Origin of the sequence: Cupriavidus sp. 2TAF22, assembly GCF_052115045.1 — a bacterium.
GTDB lineage: Bacteria > Pseudomonadota > Gammaproteobacteria > Burkholderiales > Burkholderiaceae > Cupriavidus.
Genome location: NZ_JBFRFX010000017.1, coordinates 109,545 through 133,567, shown reverse-complemented (window position 1 = coordinate 133,567; position 24,023 = coordinate 109,545). Strand labels below are relative to the sequence as shown.

At 69.0% G+C, this 24,023-nt stretch carries 20 protein-coding genes and 1 tRNA gene; 6 read left to right on the top strand and 15 right to left on the bottom strand.

All coding sequences use genetic code 11. The features are described from left to right. Window positions 1-41: 41 nt before the first annotated feature. Window positions 42-1,448 carry an aminotransferase-like domain-containing protein gene (locus AB4Z48_RS21460; RefSeq protein ID WP_441617620.1) on the top strand — a complete coding sequence of 469 codons (1,407 nt, stop codon included), beginning with the start codon at window positions 42-44 and terminating at the stop codon, window positions 1,446-1,448. Window positions 1,449-1,565: 117 nt separating this feature from the next. Beyond that, window positions 1,566-2,342 carry an enoyl-CoA hydratase-related protein gene (locus AB4Z48_RS21455; RefSeq protein WP_441617619.1) on the top strand — a complete coding sequence of 259 codons (777 nt, stop codon included), beginning with the start codon at window positions 1,566-1,568 and terminating at the stop codon, window positions 2,340-2,342. Window positions 2,343-2,408: 66 nt separating this feature from the next. Here AB4Z48_RS21455 and AB4Z48_RS21450 read toward each other — a convergent pair whose 3' ends face one another. The 4 genes from AB4Z48_RS21450 to AB4Z48_RS21435 form a co-directional block, all read right to left on the bottom strand. Then, window positions 2,409-2,876, bottom strand: coding sequence for a MarR family winged helix-turn-helix transcriptional regulator (locus tag AB4Z48_RS21450; protein WP_441617664.1), 468 nt, complete (start codon window positions 2,874-2,876; stop codon window positions 2,409-2,411). A 97-nt stretch (window positions 2,877-2,973) separates the two neighbouring features. Next, window positions 2,974-4,365 (bottom strand): amino acid permease, encoded by a 1,392-nt coding sequence (locus AB4Z48_RS21445; protein WP_441617617.1) that lies wholly within the window; start codon window positions 4,363-4,365, stop codon window positions 2,974-2,976. Between the two features lie 194 nt (window positions 4,366-4,559). Beyond that, on the bottom strand, window positions 4,560-6,077 hold the full coding sequence (locus tag AB4Z48_RS21440) for a CoA-acylating methylmalonate-semialdehyde dehydrogenase (protein ID WP_441617615.1): 1,518 nt from the start codon (window positions 6,075-6,077) through the stop codon (window positions 4,560-4,562). Window positions 6,078-6,135: 58 nt separating this feature from the next. After that, on the bottom strand, window positions 6,136-7,467 hold the full coding sequence (locus AB4Z48_RS21435) for an aspartate aminotransferase family protein (RefSeq protein ID WP_441617613.1): 1,332 nt from the start codon (window positions 7,465-7,467) through the stop codon (window positions 6,136-6,138). 380 nt (window positions 7,468-7,847) lie between these two features. On the opposite strand from AB4Z48_RS21435, the gene AB4Z48_RS21430 reads away from it, so the two are divergent. Beyond that, a complete protein-coding gene (locus tag AB4Z48_RS21430; RefSeq protein ID WP_441617611.1) occupies window positions 7,848-9,362 on the top strand; it encodes an aminotransferase-like domain-containing protein in 1,515 nt (504 codons plus the stop codon). A gap of 58 nt (window positions 9,363-9,420) precedes the next feature. Here the strand turns inward: AB4Z48_RS21430 and AB4Z48_RS21425 are convergent, their stop codons facing one another. The 5 genes from AB4Z48_RS21425 to AB4Z48_RS21405 form a co-directional block, all read right to left on the bottom strand. Then, window positions 9,421-9,996 (bottom strand): acyloxyacyl hydrolase, encoded by a 576-nt coding sequence (locus AB4Z48_RS21425; RefSeq protein ID WP_441617609.1) that lies wholly within the window; start codon window positions 9,994-9,996, stop codon window positions 9,421-9,423. Window positions 9,997-10,584: 588 nt separating this feature from the next. Continuing rightward, complete coding sequence (locus AB4Z48_RS21420) at window positions 10,585-11,775, bottom strand: M24 family metallopeptidase (protein WP_441617607.1); 1,191 nt, start codon at window positions 11,773-11,775, stop codon at window positions 10,585-10,587. 38 nt (window positions 11,776-11,813) lie between these two features. Beyond that, window positions 11,814-12,782, bottom strand: a complete 969-nt coding sequence (locus AB4Z48_RS21415) for a Bug family tripartite tricarboxylate transporter substrate binding protein (RefSeq protein WP_441617605.1) — start codon at window positions 12,780-12,782, stop codon at window positions 11,814-11,816. Window positions 12,783-13,002: 220 nt separating this feature from the next. After that, a complete protein-coding gene (locus tag AB4Z48_RS21410) occupies window positions 13,003-13,650 on the bottom strand; it encodes a TetR family transcriptional regulator (RefSeq protein WP_441617603.1) in 648 nt (215 codons plus the stop codon). A gap of 98 nt (window positions 13,651-13,748) precedes the next feature. Next, window positions 13,749-14,633, bottom strand: a complete 885-nt coding sequence (locus tag AB4Z48_RS21405; protein ID WP_441617601.1) for an alpha/beta fold hydrolase — start codon at window positions 14,631-14,633, stop codon at window positions 13,749-13,751. Between the two features lie 153 nt (window positions 14,634-14,786). On the opposite strand from AB4Z48_RS21405, the gene AB4Z48_RS21400 reads away from it, so the two are divergent. Further along, complete coding sequence (locus AB4Z48_RS21400; RefSeq protein WP_441617599.1) at window positions 14,787-15,707, top strand: LysR family transcriptional regulator; 921 nt, start codon at window positions 14,787-14,789, stop codon at window positions 15,705-15,707. Between the two features lie 23 nt (window positions 15,708-15,730). Here the strand turns inward: AB4Z48_RS21400 and chrA are convergent, their stop codons facing one another. Next, window positions 15,731-17,080, bottom strand: coding sequence for a chromate efflux transporter (gene chrA, locus AB4Z48_RS21395; RefSeq protein ID WP_441617597.1), 1,350 nt, complete (start codon window positions 17,078-17,080; stop codon window positions 15,731-15,733). A 204-nt stretch (window positions 17,081-17,284) separates the two neighbouring features. Here chrA and dmeF point away from each other — a divergent pair, with 204 nt between their 5' ends. Next, entirely contained in the window at window positions 17,285-18,292 is a 1,008-nt protein-coding gene (dmeF, locus tag AB4Z48_RS21390; protein ID WP_441617595.1) for a CDF family Co(II)/Ni(II) efflux transporter DmeF, read from the top strand. A gap of 99 nt (window positions 18,293-18,391) precedes the next feature. Here the strand turns inward: dmeF and AB4Z48_RS21385 are convergent, their stop codons facing one another. The 5 genes from AB4Z48_RS21385 to AB4Z48_RS21365 all read right to left on the bottom strand — a co-directional run bounded on the left by AB4Z48_RS21385 (window position 18,392) and on the right by AB4Z48_RS21365 (window position 22,361). Beyond that, window positions 18,392-19,528: a bifunctional nicotinamide-nucleotide adenylyltransferase/Nudix hydroxylase gene (locus tag AB4Z48_RS21385; RefSeq protein WP_441617593.1), complete on the bottom strand. Its 1,137-nt coding sequence runs from the start codon at window positions 19,526-19,528 to the stop codon at window positions 18,392-18,394. A 57-nt stretch (window positions 19,529-19,585) separates the two neighbouring features. Next, entirely contained in the window at window positions 19,586-20,026 is a 441-nt protein-coding gene (locus AB4Z48_RS21380) for a GNAT family N-acetyltransferase (protein ID WP_441617591.1), read from the bottom strand. Window positions 20,027-20,370: 344 nt separating this feature from the next. After that, a tRNA-Cys gene (locus tag AB4Z48_RS21375) sits at window positions 20,371-20,446 on the bottom strand. 107 nt (window positions 20,447-20,553) lie between these two features. Beyond that, window positions 20,554-20,973 (bottom strand): hotdog fold thioesterase, encoded by a 420-nt coding sequence (locus tag AB4Z48_RS21370; RefSeq protein WP_441617589.1) that lies wholly within the window; start codon window positions 20,971-20,973, stop codon window positions 20,554-20,556. A gap of 104 nt (window positions 20,974-21,077) precedes the next feature. Continuing rightward, window positions 21,078-22,361 carry an MFS transporter gene (locus tag AB4Z48_RS21365; RefSeq protein ID WP_441617662.1) on the bottom strand — a complete coding sequence of 428 codons (1,284 nt, stop codon included), beginning with the start codon at window positions 22,359-22,361 and terminating at the stop codon, window positions 21,078-21,080. A gap of 483 nt (window positions 22,362-22,844) precedes the next feature. On the opposite strand from AB4Z48_RS21365, the gene AB4Z48_RS21360 reads away from it, so the two are divergent. Continuing rightward, entirely contained in the window at window positions 22,845-24,008 is a 1,164-nt protein-coding gene (locus AB4Z48_RS21360) for an iron-containing alcohol dehydrogenase (protein WP_441617587.1), read from the top strand. Window positions 24,009-24,023: the final 15 nt, after the last annotated feature.

Genomic DNA, 24,023 nt, shown 5'->3' with positions numbered 1-24,023 from the left:
ACACTTCGATGGCTGGGGCCGCGCCCCGGCGCCCCGACACCATGAAGCTGACCCTCGTCCCCTCCACCGGCGTGCCCATCACCGACCAGATCGTCAACGAGGTCAAAAGCTGGATCAGTTCGAGCGACGCGCGGCCCGGCGCGCGCCTGCCGTCGATCCGTCAGATGGCGGCGGAACATGGCATCAGCCGCTTCCCGGTGATCGAGGCCTATGACCGGCTGGTGTCGCAAGGCCTGCTCGATTCGCGCCACGGCTCGGGCTTTTTCGTCGCCGACAGCCCGTTGCTGGCGCGCGCGGCCAACGGCTGGTCCGACCCGAGCCTGGCGGAGGACCTGTCGGACCATATCCTGGAGCAGTTCAACCACCCGAGCACCATGCTCAAGCTGGCCGGCGGCTTCATGCCGGAGCACTGGCGCGACCTCGAGGGCCTGACCCAGGCCATCCGCCAGGTTTCACGCACGGAGGTGGCCAGCGTGATCCACTACGCCACGCCGATGGGCCTGCCGGAGCTGCGCCAGCATGTGCTCACGCGCGTGCGGCAGCTCGGCATCACGGCGGAGCTGCCGCAGGTGCTGATCACCAGCGGCGCCAGCCAGGCGCTGGACCTGGTGGTGCGCCGCCTGCTCAAGCCGGGCGACACGGTATTCGTGGAGGATCCCGGCTACTACAACCTGTTCGGGCTGCTGCGCCTGCAGGGCGTGCGCCTGGTGGGCGTGCCGCACACCGCCAACGGCCCCGACCCGGACGCCACCGAGGCCTTGCTGCGCGAGCACAAGCCCAAGCTGTTCTTCACCAACAGCGTGCTGCAGAACCCCACCGGCTCGACGCTGGCGCCGCCGGTGGCGTTCCGCCTGCTGGAGCTGGCGCGGCGGCATGGCTTCCGCTTCGTCGAGGACGACATCTTCTCGGACTTCCAGACCCACTACACCGACCGCCTCGCCACGCTCGACCAGCTCGAGCACGTGATCTATATCGGCGGCTTCTCCAAGACCGTGTCCGCCTCGCTGCGCATTGGCTACCTGGTGGCCGACAAGGCGCTGGTCAAGGATCTGGTGGATGTGAAGGTGCTGACCAGCGTGGCCGGCTCGCACTTCGCCGAAGCCGTGACGGCGGCGCTGCTCGAGCGCGGTGCCTACCGCAAGTACATGGAGCGCCTGCGCCTGCGCGTGCGCCAGGCCACCGCGGGCGCGGTGCGGCGGCTCCACGGCGCGGGCTGGGAGGTGTATTGCGAACCCGCGGGCGGCAACTTCCTGTGGGCGCGCACGCGCGGCGTGGAAGATTCGCGCGAACTGGTGACGCTGGCCGAGCGGCATGGCGTGACCCTGGCGCCGGGCAACTACTTCCGCCCCGGCGGCGAGACCTCGCCCTGGATCCGCATCAACTCGGCGTTCGTGGAGGAGCCGCGCGCGCTGGCCTTCCTGCAGGAGGCCGGCGCGCTCGAGAAATAGGGCGGAACGCCCCTGCCCCGCCAGCCATCAAGCGGCGGCGACGGCGGCGGCCCCGAGGTTTACTTCGCATGCGAAACATATATACTTCGCATGCGAACATTATCTCAGGAGACCGAAGTGATTCCGCAACTCGAAACCGACCTCGCCGGCGGCGTGCTCACGCTGACCATCTCGCGTACCGACAAGAAGAATGCGCTGTCCAACGCCATGTACTGCGCACTCGCCGATGCCATCGAAGGCGCACCGGGTGACCCGGAGGTCCGCGTCATCGTCATCCGTGCCGCCGGCGACACATTCAGCGCAGGCAACGACGTCAGTGAATTCGCCGCCCAGGCCGCCGGCGACGGCCCCGCCGAGCGGCATGTGCACCGCTTCCTGCGCAGCCTTGCCACCACCAGCTTGCCGCTGATCGCCGCCGTACAGGGCAAGGCGGTCGGCGTCGGCACCACCATGCTGCTGCATTGCGACTATGTGCTGCTGGCCGACGATGCCCAGCTGATCACGCCGTTCATCAACCTGGCGCTCGTGCCGGAAGCCGCGTCGAGCTTGCTGATGCCGCTGCGGGTGGGCCATGCCCGCGCGTTCGAGATGTTCGCGCTCGGCGAACCGGTCGCGGCCACGCAGGCGCTGGCCTGGGGCATCGCCAACCGGACCGTGCCGGCAGGCCAGTTGCATGCCGAGGCGGCGGCAATGGCCGGGCGTATCGCCGCGAAGCCATCCGGCGCGCTCCAGGCCATGAAGCGGCTGATGCGCAACGGGCAGGCGCTGGTTGCGCAGATGGATGCGGAGAGCGCCTGCTTCGAGGAGCGCCTGATGAGCGCGGAAGCGAAGGAAGCCTTTGCGGCCTTCGCACAGCGCCGGCCCGCGGATTTCTCGCGGGTGACACGCACCTAGGCCACGTTCAGGCCAGATTCAGGGCGCACGCCGGCTGCGCCCTGAATGCCTGGGTACCGCCGCGGCTCAGTCCTCGACTGCGGGGAATTTATCCTGCAGGCTCTGCAGCCAGCGCGCGACGACAGCCATTTCCGCTTCGCTGAAGCCATCGGACAGCCGGGCGTTCAGCTCCACCAGGCCCGCCTTCGAGCGGCCATGCGCGGCGCGGCCCGCCGGTGTCAGCCAGACGCGCGAAGCACGGCCGTCGGCGGCATCGGCCCGACGCTCCACCAGGCCCGCCACGGCCATCCTGTCCACCAGGCCGCTCATCCCGGGCGCGCCCATGTCGAGCGCGGCGGCCGCTTCGCTCATCAGCACGCCGTTGTTCTTGCCCAGGAAGAACAGCAATCCCGCCTGCGCGGCGGTCACGCCGCCGAGCGCCGTGCGCGCCTGCGTCCAGCGCTGCAGCCGCCGCTGGCCGACGTTCAGCAGGTAGACCAGCCGCCGTTCCGAATCGTCCTTCAACTTGTCGTCTCCGAATCCGTGGTTGCACATGAGCGTGCGCGAAGCGCTTCGCATGCGAACCTTATCACGCCCGCAGGTGCCCGGACTCGCCGATGCCCGCGCCTGCGAAGCATTGCGGCGCCGGCCCTCAGCCGCCGTGCAACACGGCGTTGCGGCGCGCGTAGAGGAAGTAGATGGCCAGGCCCAGTACCAGCCAGGCCAGGAAAGCGATCCAGGTCAGTGCCTGCAGGTGGGCCATCAGGAACAGGCAGAAGCCCACCGACAGCAGCGGCACCACCGGCACGCCCGGGCAGCGGAAGGCGCGCGGCAGTTCGGGCCGGGTCTTGCGCAGCACCAGCACCGCCACCGAGATCAGCGTGAAGGCCGACAGGGTGCCGATATTGATCAGCTCCGCCAGCACGTTGAGCGGCACGAAGGCGGCGATCGCCGCGAACACGATGCCCACGGTCCAGGTAGCGAAGAACGGCGTGGCATGCACCGGATGCACCCTGGACAGCCGCTCCGGCAGCAGGCCGTCGCGCGACATGGCGAAGATGATGCGGGTCTGGCCGAAGGTCATCACCAGGATCACCGTGGTCATGCCCAGGATCGCACCCAGGTCGACGAAGCCGGCTACCCAGTTCTGCCCGGCGTACTGCAGCGCCAGCGAGACCGGGTGATCGACGCCGGCAAACTTGGCGAACGGCACGATGCCGGTCATGATCGCCGCCACCGTCACGTACAGCACGGTGCAGACCGCCAGCGAGCCGATGATGCCGATGGGCAGGTCGCGGCGCGGGTTGCGCACTTCCTCGGCGGCGGAGGTCACCGCGTCGAAGCCGATAAAGGCAAAGAACACCAGCGCCGCCGCGTTGAAGATGCCGTCGAGGCCGAACGGCGCGAACGGATGCCAGTTGGCTGGCTTCACATGCCACACGCCCACCGCGATGAACAGCAGCACCACCGCAATCTTGATGGCCACCATCACATTGTTGAGCCGCGCCGATTCGCGCACGCCGTACGACACCACCCAGGTGATCGCCAGCATGATCACCGCGGCCGGCAGGTTGAACAGCGTCTCCACGCCCGGCACCGCACCCGGCGCGGCGCTCAGCGCCGCCGGCAGGTGGATGCCGAAGCCGCCCATCAGCGACTGGAAATACCCCGACCATCCCACCGACACCGCCGAGGTGGCCAGGCCATATTCGAGCAGCAGGTCCCAGCCGATCATCCACGCCACGATCTCGCCGAGCGTGGCGTAGCTGTAGGTGTAGATGGAACCGGAGACGGGGATCGCGGACGCGAACTCGGCGTAGCACAGCGCGGCAAACCCGCACGCCAGCGCGGCGATGACGAAGGAGACCGTCAGGGCGGGCCCGGCGGTCAGCGCGCCGGTGCCGGTCAGCACGAAGATGCCGGTGCCGATGATGGCGCCGATGCCCATCATGATCAGGTCGACGGGGCCCAGCACTTTCTTCAGGCCGTCGTCGCGCGCGGCGGCCAGCATGGCCTCGATGTTCTTGGTGCGGAACAGACTCATGGCGGGCACTCCTGGCGCTTCTCGGCTCTGAAAAGCGGCGTAGTTTACCTTGGCCTCCGTGCGCGGACGTCACTTCGCGCGGTGCCGCCGTATCCGGGCTGCCGCGGCACCGCGCTTGCCCGCCACCAGCCGGAAAACAAAAAAGCACGGGCGCAAACCCGTGCTTTCCTTGTCACCCGGCAACAGCCCGGGGACTACTTCGCCACCGGCATGGTGAACTCCGCGCCCTTGGCGATGCTGTCCGGCCAGCGCTGCATGACGCTCTTGTAGCGCGTGTAGAAGCGGATGCCTTCCTCGCCGTAGGCATGGTGGTCGCCGAACAGCGAGCGCTTCCAGCCGCCGAACGAGTGCCACGCCATCGGCACCGGGATCGGCACGTTGATGCCGACCATGCCCACCTGGATCTGGCGCGAGAACGCGCGCGCCACGCCGCCGTCGCTGGTGTAGCAGGACACGCCGTTGCCGTACTCGTGCGCGTTGATCAGGTCCACCGCCTGGGCAAAGTCGTGCACGCGCACCACCGACAGTACCGGGCCGAAGATCTCTTCCTTGTAGATGGTCATGTCCGGCGTGACGTGGTCGAACAGCGTGCCGCCCACGTAGAAGCCTTCCTCATGGCCCTCGACCTTGTGGCCGCGGCCGTCGGTCACCAGCGTGGCGCCTTCTTCCACGCCGCGGGCGATATAGCCTTCCACCTTGGCCTTGTGGGCGGCGGTCACCAGCGGGCCCATCTCGGCATCGGCTTCCATGCCGTTGCGGATCTTCAGCGCCTGCGCGCGTTCGGCCAGGCGCGGCACCAGCTGGTCGGCCACCTCGCCCACCGCCACGGCGACCGAGATCGCCATGCAGCGTTCGCCGGCCGAGCCGTAGGCGGCGCCGATCAGCGCGTCCACGGCCTGGTCCAGGTCGGCGTCGGGCATCACCACGAGGTGGTTCTTGGCGCCGCCCAGGGCCTGCACGCGCTTGCCGTGCTTCGTGCCTTCGGTATAGATGTACTCGGCGATCGGCGTGGAGCCGACGAACGACAGCGCCTGCACGTCCTTGTGCGCGAGCAGCGCGTCAACGGCTTCCTTGCCGCCCTGCACCACGTTGAACACGCCGTCGGGCAGGCCGGCCTGCTTGAGCAGGTCGGCGATCAGCAGCGAGGGCGAGGGGTCGCGCTCGCTCGGCTTGAGCACGAAGGTGTTGCCGCAGGCCAGCGCCACCGGGAACATCCACATCGGCACCATCACCGGGAAGTTGAACGGCGTGATGCCGGCCACCACGCCCAGCGGCTGGCGCAGGTTCCAGTTGTCGATGCCGCCGCCGATGTTGTCGGTGAAATCGGTCTTGAGCAGGTTGGGGATGCCGCAGGCGAATTCCACCACTTCGATGCCGCGCGTGACTTCGCCCTTGGCGTCGGAGAACACCTTGCCGTGCTCGCGCGTGATCAGCGCGGCCAGGTCGTCATGGTGGCGGTCCAGCAGTTCCTTGAACTTGAACAGGATGCGCGCGCGCTTGAGCGGCGCGGTCTCGGACCAGGCCGGGAAGGCAGCGTGCGCGGCCGCCACCGCGGCGGCCACGTCCTGCGCGGTGCCGAGCGCCACGCGGCCGGCCACGGCGCCGGTGGCCGGGTTGAAGACGTCGGCGAAGCGGCCCGACGAACCGGCGCGCGCGATGCCGCCGATGTAATGCTGGATGTCGGCGATCTGCCGGTTTTCTGCGATGTTCACGTCAGTATTCCTTGTCTTGCCGCCGCGGATCCTTGCAGGCATCCGCGGCGATTTGCCGTTACTGCACGTCCTGCAGGACCTGCTTCACGGTATCGAACATGTGGCCGATCTGCTCTTCCGTGATGATCAGCGGCGGCGAGAAGGCCAGGATGTCGCCGGTGTAGCGCACCAGCACGCCGCGCTCCAGGCATTTGAGGAAGGCTTCGTAGCCGCGCGCGCCGGGCTGGCCCGGACGCGGCTCGAGCTCGATGCCGGCCACCAGGCCGAGGTTGCGGATGTCCTTGACATGCGGCGCGCCACGCACGCCGTGCACCGCGGTCTCGAAAACCGGAGCCAGGTCGGCGGCGCGGCCGAACAGGTTCTCGCGCTTGTAGAGGTCCAGCGTGGCGATGGCCGCGGCTGCCGCCAGCGGGTGGCCCGAGTAGGTGTAGCCGTGCAGGAACTCGATCGCGCCCGGCGCGGCGGAGTTGACCACGGTGTCATGCACTTCGCGCTTGACCGCCACCGCGCCCATCGGCACGGCTGCGTTGTTGATGGCCTTGGCCATCGTGATCAGGTCCGGCGTGACCTTGAAGCGCTCGGCCGCGGTAGCGGCGCCCAGGCGGCCGAAGGCGGTGATGACTTCGTCGAAGATCAGCAGGATGCCGTGGCGGCTGGTGATCTCGCGCAGCTTTTCCAGATAGCCCGCCGGCGGCACCAGCACGCCGGCCGAACCGGCCAGGGGCTCGACGATCACGGCCGCCACGTTGGACGGATCGTGCAGCGCCAGGATGCGCTCCAGGTCTTCGGCCAGGTGCGCGCCCCATTGCGGCTGGCCCTTGGAATAGGCCGCCTCGGCAATATTGAGCGTGGCCGGCAGGTGGTCGGTGCCGGGCATCAGGTTGGCCGCGAAGGCCTTGCGGTTCGGGCCGATGCCGCCAACCGCCATGCCGCCGAAGCCCACGCCGTGATAGCCGCGCTCACGGCCGATGAAGCGGGTGCGCTGGCCTTCGCCGCGCGCACGGTGGTAGGCCAGCGCGATCTTCAGCGCGGTGTCGACCGATTCCGAACCCGAGTTGGTGAAGAAGATGCGGTCGAGGCCGGACGGCATGATCGCGGCCACCTTGGTGGCGGCCTCGAAGGTCAGCGGATGGCTCATCTGGAACGGCGGCGCGTAGTCCAGCGTCTGCACCTGGCGCGTGATCGCTTCGGTGATCTCCGTGCGGCAGTGGCCGGCGGCCACGCACCACAGGCCGGCACACCCGTCGAGGACCTGGCGGCCGTCGTGCGTGGTGTAGTACATGCCGCTGGCCGAGGCGAGCAGGCGCGGCGCCGCCTTGTACTGGCGGTTGGCGGTAAACGGCATCCACAGGGCATCGAGATCGGGGATCACGGTCTTGGCGGCATCCATACGTTCCTCCTCAGGGGGTTCGTCTTGGGCGGCGGCGATCGGCGCCGCGCCCGGTTTATTTCGCTGGGCATCCCGGCATTGCCTTGGGCACTGCCGGTGAATGTGGCCACTGTAGCGGGAGGCCCTCCCATAAAGAATATACGGTCGACAAAACATCGCCTGACCGTACAGGTTCGACTATAACAACCGTACAGATCAGGAACGAGGCGGTTTGCCGGGCCGCATCGCCGGCGGGTGTGCCATGGCGCGGTGCGGCATGGAAAGCCGCGCCCGCAGCGGGATTCCGCTGCATTGCCACATGGAACGCGAGAAAGATCTCGCTTCCCGCCCAGCGCGCCGCGCGATTAAACTGTACAGGTCCAACCCACCACGCGTGATGCATGCTTAACCTGGAACTCGTGCGCGGCCGCCGTAGCGGCGACACCCTGACCGAACAGATCGTGGCCGGCATCGCCAGCCTGGTCGAGCGCCGCGTGCTGCGCGCCGGCGTGGCGCTGCCGTCGGTGCGGCGCTTCGCCCGGCAGCATGGCGTGAGCACCTTCACCGTGGCCGAGGCCTACGGCCGCCTGACCGCGCTGGGCTACCTGAGCGCGCGGGTGGGCTCGGGCTACACGGTGGCGCATCGGCATGCCCCCGCCGGCCAGGCCCCTGCCGCGCGCTGGGAGGCGCCCGGGCTGAATGCCGCGTGGCTGCTGTCCGATGTGTTCGCCGATCATTCGGTGCCGATCAAGGCGGGCGCGGGCTGGCTGCCAGGCGACTGGCTCAACGAAGAGGGACTGCACCAGGCCATGCGCGCCGCCGCGCGCGTGCCCGCCGCGCAGGTGTCCGGCTATGGCCATCCGTACGGCTTTGCCGCGCTGCGCGAGCATATCGCCGCCGGCCTCAGCCAGTACGGCATGCCGGTGCAGGCCCAGCAGGTCGTGCTGACGCAGGGCGCCACGCAGGCGCTGGACCTGGTGGTGCGCACGCTGCTGCGTCCCGGCGATACGGTGCTGGTGGAGGATCCCTGCTACTGCAACCTGCTGCAGATCCTGCGCGTGGCGGGCCTGCAGGTGATCGGCGTGCGCCGCACCGCCGCGGGGCTCGACACCGACGCCCTCGACCACGCCATCCGCACCCATGCGCCGCGCGCGCTGTTCGTCAACACGGTGCTGCAGAACCCCACCGGCGGCACGCTCACCAGCATGAACGCGCACCGCGTGCTGCAGCTGGCCGAGCAATACCGCCTGCTGGTGGTGGAAGACGATATCTACCGCGAGCTGGCGCCGGCCGGCTCACCGATGCTGGCGGCCATGGACGGCCTCTCGCACGTGATCTACGTCAACGGCTTCTCCAAGACCATCACGCCGTCGCTGCGGGTGGGCTACCTGGCCGCCAGCCCGGAGCTGGCCAAGGCGCTGGCGCGTACCAAGATGGCGGTGGGGCTGACGTCGTCGGAAGTGACCGAACGGCTGGTGTACTCGGTGCTGACCAGCGGCCACTACGGCCGCCACGTGGCGGCGCTGGCCGAGCGGCTGCGCGGCCAGCAGGACCGCATCACGGACAAGATGGAGGCGCACGGGCTGGAAGTGCTGCTGCGCCCGGAAGGCGGGATGTTTGCCTGGGCGCGCGTGCGCGCCGACGAAAGCGGCGGCGAGGCCGCGCTGTCCGGCAACCGGCTGGCCACGCAGGCGCTGGAGCATGGCATCTGGCTGGCGCCGGGTTCGTATTTCGTGCCGGAGGAAGGGGATTCGCCGTGGATCCGCTTCAATGTGGCAACGAGCGATGCGCCAGCGCTGTGGCGCTTCTTCGATGCGCTGCGTGGCGTGCAAAGCCCGGCCACGCCGCCAGGGAGCGCCGAGGGCATCGGGCGCGGTGCGCGCAACGCGCGAGCGGGGCTGGCGCGGCTGGCCTGAGTGTCAGGCCGGCCCGGCCGCGGGTCGCGCCGCGGCCGCCGGGGCGCCGCAAGCGCGATCAGAAGCGATAGCGCACGTAGCCCGTGTAGAAACCACTGCCCGGATTGGGCTGCTTGATGCCGGCGTTGGAGACGTGCTGGTAGCGGAAGCCGGCTTCATAGGCGGTCCTGGGACCGAAAGCCACGCCCAGGCCAAGCATGTCGGAGAACTGGAACAGGCTGCCGGAGCGGTGCTCTTCCGAGGTGTACTTGCTGCTCATCATGCGCACGCCGACCGACGCTTCGAGGAACGGTACCCAGGCGCCGCCGCGCTTTTCCAGGCGCCAGATCGGCGAGAAGCCGAACTCGGTCACGTTATGGTGGTTGGTGCCGCTCAGGGTGTTCCATTCGGCCAGTTCGGCCTCCCACTGCAACTTGAACAGCCAGCCCTGCGGGTTGCCCCAGTTGAAGCCGGAATCCCAGTTCACGCCGACTTCGTACTTGTTGATGTTGTGGCCCGGATCACGGCCGAAGGCAAAGTGGACGGCGGGGTCGGCGTACGCGGACGCGCAGGCGCCGAAAGCGGCAACGGCGGCAAGCGCCTTGAATTGCGATGCGAACCGGCGGGCAAGGCCGGTCTTCTTCTGATTGGTCATGAGCATGGTGGGTGGTATTTACCGCGAAGAGTGGCAAGTCCTAGCGAAAACCTTGCCACCTCTCCCGCGGCAAGGCCGACCACCCGTACTCAGGACCAGAGACGTTCCACCACCAAGCCCGCGGTCACGGCGATCGCAAGCCAGGTGCCAATACATCCGGCAATAAAACGGTAAGTCATGGTCAAATTCCGCAACAAACGCCTGTCGCCAGGCGAATAATTCCGGAATTATACATCCATTCATGAATGTATGTTGGACGCCGGTCGACCACTCCGGCTAGGGCTCGTCGTACTGGTGAGCGATTATGCACCTCCGGGCTGCATCCTGCTCGGCCCATCCCGGTCCCTGTTGCCGTGCCGCGTCAGGGAGCGCATCCGCCCGCACCAGGCTGGCAGACGCCGACGGCGGCAGCGGCCTGCCGAGCAAATTGCCCCGGGCGGCGTCGCAGGCTTCCTCGGCCGGAAGTCGATTTTGCGCTCCAACATCCACTTCATCAGCGGGGCTGCTCAGGCCCGGCGGGCGCGCCTGCGCGATCACCCCGCGCAATCACCGCGCGGCCGGGCGGGGCGACAAGGGACCGGTCGAGGCCTACGCCACGGTGGCGTAGGCGAGCGTCTTCGGCGTCTTCACGATGACCTCGGGCCGCTCGCCCACCACCACGGTGTCGTCGAGGCGGAAGCCGCCGAGGCCATACACGTAGATGCCGGGTTCGGCCGAATAGACCTCGCCCGCCAGCAACGGCCGCGTGTTGAAGGCCATGTCCTCCGGATACTCGTGCAGCATCAGCCCGACCGCGTGCCCGGTGCGGTGGAAGATGTATTCGCCCAGGCCGGCGCGCTCGATCACCGCCTGCGCGGCAGCGTCCATGTCGCACACGCGGCGCCCGCTTACCGCGGCAGCCACCGCCGCATCGGTGGCTTCGGCGGCCACCTGGTAGCAATGCGCCTGCCGCTCGCCGGGCTTGCCGCAGAACCAGGTGCGCTCGTTCTCCACGTAGTAGCCGTTCAGGCGTGGCAGGATCAGGTTGACGATGGTATCGCCGGATGCGATGCGCGCCCCGCACGACGCGCCGTCGCCGTGGGGCGAGGCCGAGGCGGCGCCGGTCAGCGTCCAGCACTTGAGGATCTCGAAATCCTCGCCGGGAAAGCGGCGCGCCGCCTCTTCCACCATCAGCGCCGACATGGCATGGTCCAGCTCCTGCACCAGCCGTCCCGGCCGGATATGCTCGCGATAGCGGTCCTGCACCCAGTCCGTGAGCGCGCCTAGCGCGCGCATCACCTCCAGCTCCTCGGCATGCTTGACCCAGCGCATGCCGCGCATCTCGGCCATGGCCGGGCGCAGCACCAGCTCCGGCAGATGGCGCTGCGCCGCGGCCAGGACCGGGTGGCTTACGTCCACCGCGATGCGCGCGCCGCCGAGCCCGTGCGAGGCCAGCAGCGACGCCACCACCTCGGGCAGCTGCGGCGCCAGCGGCAGGCGCCGCGAGACGCGCGGATGCTCGGCGTAGTACGTCACATCGCGCAGCCACACCGATTCGTTCTCCGTGCTCAGCCGCATATGGTTGGTGGACAGCTCGTTCATCACCGCGAACGGCTCGCCGCTACGCGGCACGAACACGAACACGGGCCGCTCCCACGGCCACACGTCGAGCTGGAAGTTGGTGGCGAACTGGAAGAAGTCCGGGGTGCCGAACACCAGCGCGTCCACGCGCAGGCGGTCCATCAGCTGGTGCATCATGGCCATGCGGTAGTCGCGCACGGCGGTGGTGATACGGGGCATGTCTTGTCTCCTGTGTCCTGTGTCCTGCGCCCTGTGCGTCAGAGCGCGATGCCGAGCTTGCGGATGAATGGCCCCCACGCCTCGGCGTCGCGCCGCATATGGCGCTCCACTTCCGCGGGCGGGCCCTTGATGGGGTCGAGGAACTGGCTGGCCAGCTTCTCCTTGAAGGCGGGTTCGTCCAGGGCCGCGTTGATGTCGGCGTTGATCCTGCCGACCAGCGCCGCCGGCGTGCCGGCCTTGGCCACGATGGCATACCAGCCGGGCACGGCCACGTCATAGCCGAGTTCCCGGAAGGTCGGCACGTCCGGCAGCGCCGGCAGGCGCCTCTCCCCGGTCACCGCCAGCGGCACCAGCTTCTTGCCGGCGATATACGGCTGCACGCCGGCGACCACGTTCATCATCGCGGGCGTCTCGCCCGACAACAGGCTGGTCGAGCCGCCCGCGCCGTTGAACGGCACATGCTGCAGGCGGATGCCGGCGCGCTCGGCCACCAGTTCCATCGCCAGGTGGGTCGAGTTGCCGATGCCGCCCGAGGCAAAACTGATGGCGGCCGGACGCGCCTTGGCCTGGCGCACGAATTCGGCAAAGCTGGCCACGTGCAGCGACGGCGCCACCACCAGCACGAACGGCGAGCTGGCCAGCATCGCCACGCCGGCCAGGTCGCGCTGCGGCACATAGGGCAGCGACGGATACAGGAAGGGATTGAAGGCCAGGTTGGACACGCCGGCAAAGAACAGCGTGTAGCCGTCGGCCGGCTGCTGCAGCACGTAGTTGATGGCCAGCACGCCGTTGGCGCCGGGGCGGTTCTCCACCACCACGGCGCGGCCCCAGCGCTTGCCGAGCGCTTCGGCCAGCGCGCGCGCCAGCACGTCGTTGCCGCTGCCGCCGGCCTGCGGCACCACCAGCCGCACGGGGCGCTGCGGCCAGTCCTGCGCGTACGCGGGCGCGCCGCACGTCCATCCCGCGGCTGCCAGCACGGCAGCCAGCATCAGCTTGCGTCTCTTCACATCGGTCTCCTTTTTCCTCCGCGCCGCCATGGTCTTCAGGGCGGCATGCGGTTTACTGTACCACGTGGTACACGAAGAAGAGAAGACGGCCGGACGCGGGCCGCGTGCGCGCGGCAGGCAAGTGACCGGAGAGGAACCGGGCAGGAACCGGAGAGGGTGGCCGCGCCAGAAAGCAGCGCGGCGCCATCGAGGCGCCGCGTGGCATCAGGTCGTCAGGCGCTCAGGCGTCAGACGCCTGCGCGGCCCCCGGCGCATTGAGCATGCGCGCGAAATACTTGAGGGCCGCGGTGGTGCCCTTGCGGTCACCGGTGGTGACCAGGTCGAGCAGCAGGCCGCGCACCGTGGCCAGCTCGACGCGCGCGCGCAGCTTCGCCTCGCTCGCGCTCAGTCCGTGCTGTTTGTGGAAGCGCTCGCTCAGCGCGCCGATCCAGCTGCCGATCACGTCGTCCAGAAAGGCCTGGAAGCGCTCGCGATCCCGGATGGCGCGCCCGTAGATCTCGAACAGCAGCTGGATGACCGGCAGGTAGTTGTCCGCCGAGTAGCGGGCCCAGGCCAATTCGAGCGCGCGGGCCGGATCGGTCTCGGCGGTGGCCAGGCTGGCGCGCGACTCCAGTTCGGCATGGCGGATGCGGCGCAGCACGGCCTCCCAGAAGCCGTCGGCCGAGCCGAAGTAGTAGATCAGCATGCGGTGGCTGGTGCCGAGCGCCTCGGCCACGCTGCGCAGCGAGAGATCGCCGATGCCGTGCTCCAGCACATGGCGCACGGCGCCATCCAGCAGCTGGATGGCCTGGTCGCTGGTGGCGCGGCCTTCGGCGGGCTCGGCGACGGGGGTTTCGGCCGGACGGGCGGCGGTCTTGCGAGGCGGCATGGGCGGAATCGCGTGCGGTTGGCCGGCGCCTGGCCGGCGGATGAAGCCAGCGAGTGTATGCCAGCCCGGCCGATCGCGCAGCACCCGGCCGCGCGGCGTCAGCGCTCCGCCAGCAGGAACGGCAGCGTTTCTTCCAGCAGCAGTTCCGGCATTTCCTCGGCGATATAGTGGCCGCACGGCAGGCTCTTGCCCTGTACGTTGCGCGCCACCTTGCGCCATTCCTCCAGCGGCGCGAAGCAGCGGCCCACCGCGCCCTGCTCGCCCCACAAGGCCAGCATCCCGCACTCGACCTGGCGCCCGGCGGCGATGTCGGCACGATCGTGCTCGAGGTCGACCGAGGCGCTGGCCCGGTAGTCCTCGCACAGCCCGTGCGCCGCGCCGGGCTGCCTGAGGCAGCGCAGGTACTCGGCCATGGCCTCGTCGGTAAATGGCGCCAGGCCGGCGCTGCGACTGCCCATGGTGCTGCGCAGGTAGAGCGCGGGATCGGCCTCGATCAGCGTCTCGGGGAACGGCGCCGGGCGGATCAGGAAGAACCAGTGCCAGTAGGCGGTGGCGAACTGCAGGCTGGTCTGCTCGTACATGGCCAGCGTGGGCGCGATGTCCAGCGTCACCAGCCGCCGCACCGCATCGGGATGGTCCAGCGCCATGCGGTGGGCCACGCGGCCGCCGCGGTCGTGCGCCATCACCAGGAAGCGCTCGAAGCCGAGCGTGCGCATGACCGTGACCTGGTCCTGCGCCATGGCGCGCTTGCTGTAGTTGGCATGGTCGGGCAGGCCGGCGGGCTTGCCGCTGTCGCCGTAGCCGCGCAGGTCGGTGGCGACCACGGTGAAATGGCGCGCCAGCGTGGCGGCCACCCTGTGCCAGATCACATGTGTCTGCGGATGGCCATGCAACAGCAGCAGGGCCGGGCCCTGCCCGCCCACCACGGCATGGATCTCGACGTCGCCGCATTGCACGCGGCGCGGGGTGAAGCCTTCGAACACGATTCGTCCTCCTGTCGGGATCAGGTGCAGATCCGCGTAGATGCCAGTGTAAGCATTGAACCCGCCGCTATAATTTCATTCACAGACTTTCATTCGGTCTTCATTTTCAGCAATCCTGGCGCCTTGCCGCCGCCATCGACCGCCGCTCGCCACGTGGACAATTTCTCCGACCTCGCCTTCTTCGTCACCCTGGTCAAGCGCGGCAGCCTGGCCGGCGCGGCGCAGCAGTTCGGCATCACGCCATCCGCGGCCAGCAAGCGGCTGGCCGCGCTGGAGGCCCGCCTGGGCGTGCGCCTGCTCAACCGCACCACGCGCCGGCTGAGCGTGACGCAGGAAGGCGAGGCCTACCTCGAACGCGGCGCGCGCATCCTGGCCGAGCTCGAGGAGCTGGAGCAAGGCCTGGGCGGCAGCCGCGTGGCACCGCGCGGCCTGCTGCGGGTCAACGCCACGCTCGGCTTCGGCAGGCGCCACGTGGCGCCCGCGGTGGGCGCCTTCCTGCTGGCCTGCCCCGAGGTGGAGGTGCAGCTGGAACTGACCGACCGGCCGCTCAACCTGGCCGAGGCCGGCTTCGACGTGGGCATCCGCGTGGGCGACCTGCCCGATGCCCGCCTGAGCGCGCGCCCCATCGCACATAACCGCCGCCTGCTGTGCGCTTCGCCGCGCTACCTGGCCAGCCACGGCGAGCCGGCCTCGCCGCGCGAGCTGCAGCAGCACCGCTGCATCGTGATCCGCGAGAGCGACGCCACCTACGGCACCTGGCACCTGCGCTCGGCCAGCCGCCAGGAAACCGTGAAGGTGCGCGGGCCCGCCAGCACCAACGATGGCGAGGTGGCGCTAGGCTGGGCCTTGCAGGGCCACGGCATCCTGATGCGCTCGGAATGGGAGGTGGCGCCGATGCTCAGGTCAGGGCGGCTGCGCCAGGTGCTGCCCGACTGGTCGACACCGCCCGCCGATGTGTTCGCGGTCTTCCTCACGCGCGACCAGCTCACCGCCAAGGTGCGCGCCTTCGTGGACTACCTCGCGCAGCACTTCGCCGCGCACCGCGAGCCCGGCGTGCCCCACAGCGGCTGGTAGCGGTCGGTGGCGGCTGGCGGCGCTCAGCGCAGCAGCGTGATGGCCATGCCCGCCAGCCCGCAGCAGAGGATCACCGGGATCACCCCCGCCTTGAAGCGGAACAGTGCCACCGCCGCGGCCAGCCCGATCAGGGCCGAAGGCCAGTCGAAGCGGCCCTGCAGCCCGGCCGGCCACAGCACGTGCGAGGCAAAGAACACCGCCAGGTTGACGATCACCCCGACCACCGCCGCCGTGATGGCGGTCAGCGGCGCGGTGAACTTCAGGTTGCCGTGCGTGCTCTCCACGAACGGCCCGCCGAGCAGGATGAACAGAAAGGACGGCAGGAAGGTGAAGAGGGTCACCAGTGCGGCCGCCGCCACGCCCGAGGCCAGTTCGCTGCCGGCGCCAAGCACCGCGTGCGTCCAGCCGCCGACGAAGCCCACGAAGGCCACCACCATGATCAGCGGGCCGGGCGTGGTTTCTCCCAGCGCCAGCCCGTCGATCATCTGCGGCGCGGTGAGCCAGTGGAAATGCTCGACCGCGCCCTGGTTCACATAGGGCAGCACCGCATAGGCTCCGCCGAAGGTCATCAGCGCCGCCTTGGTGAAGAACCAGCCCATTTGCGTGAGCGTGCCCTGCCAGCCGTAGCGCCATGCCAGCGCGCCCAGCGCCAGCGCCCAGATCGCCAGGAAGACGCCGAGTACGCGCGCAAAGCGCGGCCAGGTGAAACTGGCATGCTCGGGCGTCGGCGTGCCGTCGTCGATCAGCGCGGGGCCGTGGCCCGCCCTGGCGGCGCCGTGCCCGCCCGCGCCAGCAAAGCGCGCAGGCGCCAGGCGCCCGCCCACATGGCCGATCAGGGCGGCGCCCACCACGATCAGCGGGAACGGCAATGCCAGCGCGAAGATGGCGACGAACGAGGCCGCCGCAATGGCCCAGAGCCAGCCGTTGCGCAGGGCGCGCGAGCCGATGCGCCATGCCGCCGACATCACGATGGCCGTCACCGCCGGCTTGATGCCGTACAAGACGCCGGCCACCGCGGGCACCTCGCCGAAGCGCAGGTAGACCCACGACAGCAGCATCAGGATCAGCAGTGACGGCAGCACGAACAGCCCGCCCRCCATCACGCCGCCCCAGGTACGGTGCATCAGCCAGCCGATATAGGTCGCCAGTTGCTGCGCCTCGGGCCCGGGCAGCACCATGCAATAGTTGAGCGCATGGAGGAAGCGAGCCTCGGAGATCCAGCGGCGCCGCTCGACCAGGTCCTCGTGCATGATGGCGATCTGCCCGGCGGGGCCGCCGAAGCTGATGAAGCCTAGCTTGAGCCAGTACCAGAAAGCCTGGCGCAGGGAAATGGGCGCCGGGGCGGCCGCGGGAGCGAGGGTGGTGGCGTGCATTGGGTTGTGTGGGGCTGTCGGGGCCTTGCACGGTGGCAGGCAGCGTGCCAACAATAGCAGATGGGCGTGACAGCCCGGGGGCAACCCCGCGCGAGGCGGCACGGGCCAACACCACGCTGCCGGCATGGACGAAGGCGGCCTGCCGCGCCGGCGCTGTTACGCTTGCGCCAATCACATCATTTCGCCACGCAGGGCAAAGCCATCATGCATACCCAGGACCTCTCCCGCTGGACCCACAGCCACGTCTTCGACACAGGCAATCGCGCCGCCGAACGCGGCACCCGCCTGGTGATGCTCATCACCGCCGCCACCATGGTGGCCGAGATCGCCGCCGGCTTGTGGTTCAATTCGATGGCGCTGCTGGCCGACGGCTGGCATATGAGCTCGCACGCGCTGGCAATCGGCCTGGCCGCCTTTGCCTACGCCGCCGCCCGCCGCTACGCCGGCGACAAGCGCTTTGCCTTCGGCGCGTGGAAGATCGAAGTGCTGGCCGGCTTTGCCAGCGCCATCGTCCTGCTCGGCGTGGCCGCGCTGATGGTGTACGGCTCGGTGGAGCGGCTGTTCAGCCCGCAGGCCATCCACTATCGCGAAGCGATGGCGGTGACCATCGTCGGGCTGCTGGTCAACCTGGCATGCGCGCTGATCCTGGGCGACGCTCACCACGGGCATGAACACGGGCATGACCATCACCACGGCCACGATCACGATCACGACCACGGTCACGGCGGTGCGCACCACCACGACCTGAACCTGCGCTCCGCCTACCTGCATGTGCTGGCCGATGCCGCCACCTCGGTACTGGCGGTGCTGGCCCTGGCCGGTGGCTGGTGGCTCGGGCTGGCCTGGCTGGACCCCGTGATGGGCCTCGTCGGCGCGGCGCTGGTCGGCCACTGGGCGCTCGGCCTGCTCAGGCAGACCGGCACCGTGCTGCTGGACCGCGAGATGGACCACCCGGTGGTGGACGAAGTGCGCGAGGTACTGGCCAGCTTCGACCAGGGACCCGAAGGCACGCGCGTGACCGACCTGCATGTGTGGCGCGTGGGCAAGCAGAAGTTCGCGGTGATTGCCAGCCTGGTGACGCACGACAATGCGCTCACGCCGGCGCAGGTCAGGGAGGCACTATCCGTGCACGAGGAGCTTGTGCATGTGACGGTGGAAATTCACCGATGCGGACATGGGGAGGATGAAAGGCTGGCGCACCGGCACGGATGAATCGGGATGCGGGCGGTTGCGGGCCCGCGAGGCCCCGATCGGCATCCGGCTGGTGGACCAGACGGCGCCCCTGGCCCTGGCGCTGGCCGACCCGGGCGGTCAGCGAGGCCGGGCGGGCCCTGCTTCGAACAGGTGGAGAAAGTGGTCGAGGATCAGCAGGTGATCCTCGAACATCTGCCCTTCCAGCGCCAGCAACTCCTGCTGCGGCAGCCAGCGCACCGCCGCCGCGTCGTCGGCGGCGTCCACCCCGGGCAGTGCATCGAGCGGCAGGTCGAAGAAGAAGGCGTGGGTCAGCGTGCGCCCGCGCTGGCTGCGCTCGGGGTGGTCGAACAGCGCCTGGCTGCGGCATGCCTGCTGCAACTCGGCCTTTGGCAGATTGAAGCGGGTTTCCTCGTCGAGCTCGCGCAGGACCGCGTCGGCCACGCGCTCGTGCTGGTCCAGAAAGCCGCCCGGCAGCGCCCATGCGCCGCGCCCGGGCTGGCCGCCGCGGCGGATCAGCAGCACATGGCCGCAGCAGCGCACCACCGCGTCCACGGTGACGAAGACCGGCGGATACGGCGCGGCCGCCCAACGGTGGCGATGGTCCTCGAGGAAGCGGTACTCAGCCAGCAGCACGGCGAAGGCCTCGCGCGCGGCGAACTCGCGCAGGAAGGCAGCGACCGGGGGCGGCAGCACGCGCTCCACGCCATCGAGCGCGCCCGCCTGTGCGAACCACTGCCCGCGCACATCGGCCGCATTGAGTTGTCCGAAGCTGGGCTGCGGCACCAGGGGCCAGCCGGGGAAGTCGTTGAGATAGCCCGAGGATGCATCCTTGAAATGCCCGAACAGCCCGACGCGCGCCTCGGCGCGCAGGCCCGGCTCCGCACCCGGGAACTCGCCCAGGAACTCGCCCAGGACCGCGCCCACGGCGGCGCGCACGGCGGCAGCCCAGCGCGGGCCCTCGTAGTAGTCGCGCACGGCCACGAAGCGCAGATCCGGCACGCGGGCAGCGTCCCATGCGGCCACCGCGGCCTCGATCATGCGGCGGCGCTCGTCGCCGGTGAACGGATTCTTTACCGTGCGCGCCCCACCTGCCGAGCCCAGCACGACGATCACCACGCGCGCCTGCGACAGCGCCTGGCGCAGCATGGCGAAGTGCCCGTCATGGAAAGGCTCGAAACGGCCGATGTACACCAGGCAGTCGAATGGCGCCGGATCCGGCTGGGCGGCGGGCGCCGTCGGCGTGGGCAAGGTCATCGGTGTTTCGTCTTCATGACATCGGACTTCATACTTCGGATATCCCGGGGCATGCGCCTACTTCAGTTCGCAGTACATGCAAAGCGGCAAGCCTTCCTGGCGCTGGAACTCGCGCGAGGCGCGCACCGCGGGCGGCAGGCGCTCGGCCGCGATCAGCGAGAATCCATAGCGGGCAAAATAGTTGGGGCAACTGGCACTGAGCAGCACCGCGCGCGTACAGCCGTTGGAGCGTGCGCGCATCAGCGCGGCGGCAACCATATGGGATGCGATGCCCCGGTCGCGGTAGGGAGGCAGCACGGCCACCGAGCGCACCACCACGGTCTCGTCATACCCCTCGGTGCCGGCGCAGCCGACGATCTTGCCGTCGAGCAAGCCAATATGGAACAGCGCCAGCGAGGGATCGAGGTCGTCGCTGGCGAGGCCACAGGATTCCAGGATTTCCGCGATTGCCGGCCAGTCGGCCGGTTGTGCTGCGCGGACACGCAGATCTCTTGTCATTGCAATTATCTATCCGCCACGCACGATGGCGGAGGTTGTCATGGATGGACTGCGTTGACTTCACACTACATGATTCGGCGGACTTGTTCCAGCCGGGAATACGGCAGGAATCGGGGCGTGCTCTTCCATGCTGTGCGAATACCGGCATGCATCACGCGTTTGGGGGACGTGAGGCGAAAGGACGTGGCGGGGAGGACTTGGGGGAAAGGAAAAAGTGCTGGCGCGGTGGCCGCTGGCGGGATGCAACGGCCACGCACGGTACACGTAGCTCGCATGGCAAACATGGCGCGCGCGGCATGCACCGGCGCGGCATCCGGCCCTGGACCTGCGCTACCGCCAGGTGCTGGAGGCGGGGGGAACGGAATCGAACCGCCGTGTACGGCTTTGCAGACCGTCGCATAACCACTCTGCCACCCCGCCGCTGTTGGAGGACGCTGCGATGCGCGTCCTCGTTCAGTGCGGGCGCAGTGTATCCGGAAACGGGAAACTCTGCACGGCACGCCTTCGGCGGGCGCGGCCGCGGGCGATCAGCGCGACAAGATCGACATGGTGATGCGGGAGATGCACACCATCCGGCCTTCGTCGTCGCGGATCTCGATGGCCCACACGTGGGTGGTACGGCCCACATGGACCGGCGTGGCCGTGCCCGTCACAAAGCCGCTGCGCACCGCGCGCACATGGTTGGCGTTGATGTCGAGCCCCACGCAGTACTGCGCCTCGTTGTCCAGGCACAGGCTGGCCGCGCAACTGCCGAGCGTCTCCGCCAGCAGCACGGAGGCACCCCCGTGCAGGATGCCATAGGGCTGCACGGTGCGACGGTCCACCGGCATGCGCGCGCTGAGAGACGCCTCGCCTACCTCGGTGAACTCGATGCCGAGCTGCGCCACGGCGGTGTCCTCGTGGCGAGCCTGGAGCGTTTCCAGCGATGGGGTCGATTTCCACAACATGCACGGTCTCCCTTGTTCGTTATCCGTTGTCGTCTGGCGCACCATTCTAAGTCAGACGCCTGCCGGACCGTGGGCATGCCCCCACGGCGAACGCAGCGTGGCCCTCAGGCCAGCGGACGCTGCCGGTAGTCGATCAGGCTCGAGCAGACAGCCAGCAGCACCGCCATCACCACGAAGAACAGCAGCGCCAGGAAGTAGGAGCCGGACCACTGCACGATCACGCCGATCAGTAGCGGCACCACCACCCCGGCCATGTTGCCGCAGAAGTTCATGATGCCGGCCAGCACGCCGGTGCGCTCCGTGCCGCCGATGAGGGCCGGCAGGCACCAGTACATCCCGCACCAGCGGATGAAGAACATGGCGGTGCAAAGCAGCACGATGACCCGGGCGGCATCGGCCGTGTAGGCCGCCGCCAGGATGCAGGCCGCCGCCACCAGCGAGGAGCCGCTGAACATGCTGCGCATCACGAGGTTGGGCGACGCGCCCGAGGATTTCCACTTGTCGCCGATATAGCCGCCGACCAGTTCCCCGACGAAGCCCGACATGAAGATCACGAACGTGGCGCCGCCCATGCTGGAGATATTGAGGCCGTGCGTCTTGTGCAGATAGCTCGGCATCCAGGTCAGCAGGCCGTAGAACACGCTCAGCACGCAGCTGTAGCCGCCGAACATGGCGAGGATGGAGCGGTCGCGCAGCAGTTCGCGCAGCGGCGGCGCGGCTGCCGTGCCGCCCTCGCGCTCGCCGTTGGCACGCGTGATGTGTTCGAGCTCGGCCGCGTTGACGCCGGGGTGATCCGCCGGATGGTTGCGGATGTAGTACCAGGCCAGCCAGCCCGCCAGCATGGTGCCGACGCCCGAGATGACGAAGGCAATGCGCCACGAGCCCAGCCATGCGATCAGGCCCGCGATGATGATGGCGCCGAGCGCGCTGCCCAGCGGCGCGCCGCCGTCGACCAGGACCGCGCCGCGCCCGCGCTCGTTGGGCGTCAGCCACGCGCCGGTCAGCTTGGCGCCGGCGGGCATGATGGGCGATTCGGCCACGCCCAGCCCCATGCGGGTAAGCAGCAGGATGACACCATTGTGGGCAGTCGCGCCCAGCGCCTGGAAGGCGCCCCAGGCCACCGTTGCCGCGGCGATGATGCCGCGCGTGTGATAGCGGTCCAGCAGCGCGCCCACGGGCACCTGCATCAGCGCGTAGGACCAGAAGAAGGCGCTGAGCACCAGGCCTTCGGCCGCGGGCGAGAGGTCGAACTCGGGTGCGATCAGGGGCAAGGCCACCGACAGCGAAGCGCGGTCGATGTAGTTGATCGCCGTCAGCAGCAGCATGATGAGGAAGATCCGCCAGCGCACGTTGCTGGGGCGGGCGGCCGCGCGCGGCTGCGCGCGCATGTCGGAGCGAATCTCGGCCGCGGCGTCGGGCACGTCGGAGGCCCCGGTGTCGAAGGCATCAACGGATTTCATGTTGTCTCGTCCTTGTGATTGTGTTTTTTGCCGCGGCCGGAGCGCGCGCGGTGGCGCCATGCCGTGCCGGCCATGGCGGATTGGCGGCAATGTAGGGCCGCGCCGGCGGCTTGCCTAATGAGAGTTCGTCATCGCCCGATAACCGGCGGCGCCGGCGCGGCACCGCGACGGACCGGCGATAAGCGCTGGTTATCCGCCAATCAGGTCTTTTCATTACCGCCGCGGTGGCGCGGTTTGTAAGGTATGGGCCGTGGATGACATCCGGCGCCGCGCACGGCGCGCCGGCATCCGGCCCACAAGCAGATCCGAAAGACTGCCACGCCCCCAGGCACGCCTGGCCGCAGCCTGCCTTCCCATGTCCATGCCCTTCGGCGCCGCCGGCGCGTCGCGGCAAACCTGTACGAGATCGCCATGAACGCATTCAACTATTACTTTCCGACCATGCTGAAGTCCGGCATCGGCCTGGCTGCGCAGGCCGGCGCCTTGCTCAAGCCGCACCTGCGCCGCAGGCTGCTGGTCGTCACCGACGCGGGGCTGGCGGGCTCCGGCCTGCTGGAGGGCTTTTTCCAGTCGCTGCGCGCCGAGGACATCGCCTACGAAGTCTTCCCGGGCGTGGAGCCGAACCCCAGCACCGCCGTGCTGGACCAGGCCGTGGCCTTCCTGAAGACGCACGAGTGCGACGCCGTGATCGGTGTGGGCGGCGGCAGCAGCATCGACACCGCCAAGGGCGTGGCCGCCATGGCCACCAACCCGGGCAGCATCCTCGACTACGAAGGCTATGACCGCCTGAAGAACGCGCCGCTGCCGGTGTTTGCCATTCCCACCACCTCGGGCACCGGCAGCGAATGCACCGCGTCCACCGTGTTCACCAACAAGGAAACCCTGTTCAAGACGGTCATCATCAGCCCGGCGCTGTTCCCCAGGCTGGCGATCCTCGACGCCAGCCTCACGCTCAAGCTGCCGCCGTCGATCACCGCCGCCACCGGGATGGATGCGCTCACGCACGCGATCGAATCCTATGTATCGAAGCAGGCCAATCCGGTCAGCCAGGCCCTGGCCATCGGCGCGATCCGCATGATCAGCGAGAACCTGCGCAAGGCCTTCTATGTCGGCTCCGACGTGGCCGCGCGGGAGAACATGCTGCTGGCTTCCTTCCTGGCGGGCGTGGCGTTCTCGCAGTCCAAGCTGGGCAATGTGCACGCCATCTCCCACACCTTCGGCGGCGTGTTCAACATCGCCCACGGCATCGCCAACGCGGCGCTGCTGCCGTACGTGCTGGCCTTCAACGCGCCGGCCTGCCCGGAGCGGCTACGCGACATCGCCATCGCCATGGGCGTGGACACCCGCGCCATGTCCGCGGAGGAGGCGGCGCGCGCGGTCGTGCAGCAAGTGGTCGGGCTGAACCAGGCGCTGGGCATCCCGGCCACCATCCGCGAACTCGGCGTCGACCTCGCCTTCCTGCCGCAGATGGTCAGCGATTCGATGCGCAGCGGCAACGTGCTGGTCAATCCCAGGCTGACCACCGCCGCGGACATCGAACGCATCATCACCAACGCCTATCACGGCGTGCTGTAGCCGCTTCGGCCACGG